The 2,331-nt window shown below is 61.4% G+C and carries 2 protein-coding genes; both read left to right on the top strand.

Annotated features, from left to right (window positions below):
* The first annotated feature begins 58 nt into the window (after positions 1 to 58).
* On the top strand, positions 59 to 664 hold the full coding sequence (locus ACH4F2_RS35700; RefSeq protein ID WP_003944259.1) for a hypothetical protein: 606 nt from the start codon (positions 59 to 61) through the stop codon (positions 662 to 664).
* A 16-nt stretch (positions 665 to 680) separates the two neighbouring features.
* Positions 681 to 2,331 (top strand): hypothetical protein (locus ACH4F2_RS35695; protein ID WP_398136779.1); only part of this gene is annotated, 1,651 nt, incomplete at its 3' end.

Here is a 2,331-nt window from a genome sequence, read left to right as displayed (position 1 = left end):
CAACGGACGCGACCACACGAGCACACCGACAGAACTCCTCACGCGAGTCGGTGCACGCATGAACGACGACAACAACGTCGAAGTCATCAAGGACTTCACAACAGCTCGAAGTATTCCTCAGCTGATCGGCCGCACACCCGACGGTAAGAAGCTTCCTTTCGGCCCCTACACAGTCCCTCAAGCCGTCAGTGGCGCCGCTGTCGGAGCAATCCTGTGGCTCCTGCATCCGTTGTGGCTCGGCGACAGCATCACGTGGAACGTCGGATTTTTCGTTGCATGCTGTGGCGGCACGGTGTTCGTCGTCGGCAAGCTCCGATTGGCCGGCCGCAGCCCGGCATCTGTCGCTCAAGGGGTCAAAAAGGCCGTCTTCGCATCGCCTGAGGCCAAGCTGAAGATCAACGGCAAACGCGTGAATATCCGAGCACCGCACCTTGTTCACGCCGGCGGCTACATCACTGCCGATCCGCGCATCGAGGACCAACTCGTCGCTGCTGTGGAACCCGAATCCCCTTCTGAATCTGTGCCGGTCGCACACAACGCTGTCGGCACTCGGTCGCGACCACAGGAACTGCCCGCCCTCTCACCAAACGATCCCGCCCCGCGCCCCGGCCGTTCGAGCGTCAAGGAACTCCTTGCGCTGGCCAACGCCGGAAACTCCGAGTAGAAAGCGATTCGCCGCAATGGAACAGCCAACTCTGTCGATGGCAGCAAATATCCGGTGGACGAAATCCGGTGTCGTGTGGGCCGACTACGTACTGAGCGGGATGGACTACGGCTACCGACCCAACGTCGACAAGCGCACCGCCCGGACTCTGCACACGATGCTGGTGCGCGCGCTGCCCGGCGAGTCGATGTTGATGGGCATCGCGTCGTCGCTGAGTGCGGAAGCGGTCGTGGCGAGGATGACCGAGGGCGTTGATCTCGATGTCCACACAGACTGGGCGATCGAATGCGAGGCGACCCTCGACTCCATCGAGCTCTATCGCCCCGGCCAACGAGTGTTCTATCTGAGCATCCCTTTGACAACGACAGGACTCGCCGGACAAGCAAAAGCCGCCACGCACGCGGCATGGTCGTCGCTGTCGGACTTCATCGGACTCCCTCGAACTTCCGTCCCCGAAGACGAGGTACGGGCGCGAATTCGTCAGGCGGATCTCATCATCGCCGACATCCCCGCAGTCTTCGGGGCTCGGCCGGCAACGCCAGCGCAGATGGTTTGGCTCTGGCAGCACTCCATGAGCCGCGGCCTCCATGTCGATCGAGACATGCCTGGCGCCGCGTCCACGCCTTCCCCGAAATCGGGAGCGGCTCTTGCCCCAGCACGACTCGACGAAGGCGCGCAATCAGATCGTGATGAGCCCACGACTTGGTGGCGTCCGAAGGTCCCCACATTCAGTCGAGTTCTCAAGATCGATCAGCCCTACGACATCGATGATCGACCCGCGTCGTACCAAGTAATTCTCGCGCTAGCGGACATGCCCTCCGGTGGTGTCCTCTTTCCCGGCTCGGAATTCTTTTCCCTGGCCGACGACTTCGGAGACATCGACGTCGATTTCGTTGCTCGACTCAAGGTGACAGCAGGCGCTGACGTGATGCGCGCGAACAAGCGTGCGCTGGAAAACCTCAAAGAACAGTACGAGCAGCGGGAAGGCGAGCTGGCAGGTGGACAGGGCGCCCTTGATATCGCAGCCTCTGCACTGACCGAGTACAGCTCGCTTCTCGAAACCAACCGTGACGAGGTCGAAGTCGCCTGGACAGCGCTTTTCGCCGTAGGCGCGTCGACCGAAGAGCAGGCCCTCGCTGATGCCCAAACAGTGAAGAAGTCCTTTGAACATCAGGACTACAAGCTGGTCGCGCCGCTCGGTTTTCAAGAGGACCTGTGGTGGGCAATGATTCCCGGCGTTCCGACGTCGAAGATCGTGCGCGAATTCGGGCACATCACCACCTCGACACATTTCGCGGCCTACATGCCGTTCACTCGCAACGATCTGGGCGACAGTTCCGGACCCCTGCTGGCACTCAACATCACGGCAGCCCGGATCGGTGCGGTTTTCAACGACATACTCGGTAAGTCCCTCCGGGACCAGTCCTCTTCGTGGGCTGTCACCGGGGAGCTCGGATCCGGAAAGTCCGTCACCATGAAGGTGATCGCCGGTCACGTCGTCGACTGCGGCGGCCAGGTCATCGGCATCGATCAAAGTGACCTCGGCGAATACGCCAACTGGGCTCGGGCGGTCACTGATGCGGTCATCGTCGATCTGGTCGAACCCGATTACAGCACCGACCCACTGCGGATCTTCCCGCCCAACATCGCGGCGGAGATGACGCAAT

This window comes from Streptomyces sp. NPDC017890 (assembly GCF_044328675.1).
Taxonomy (GTDB): Bacteria; Actinomycetota; Actinomycetes; order Streptomycetales; family Streptomycetaceae; genus Streptomyces.
This window is presented reverse-complemented; position numbering and strand designations above follow the sequence as displayed.

Bases quoted from the DNA above. Each gene is read 5' to 3' on its own strand.
- ACH4F2_RS35700 (WP_003944259.1), top strand. From the start codon at position 59: ATGAACGACGACAACAACGTCGAAGTCATCAAGGACTTCACAACAGCT.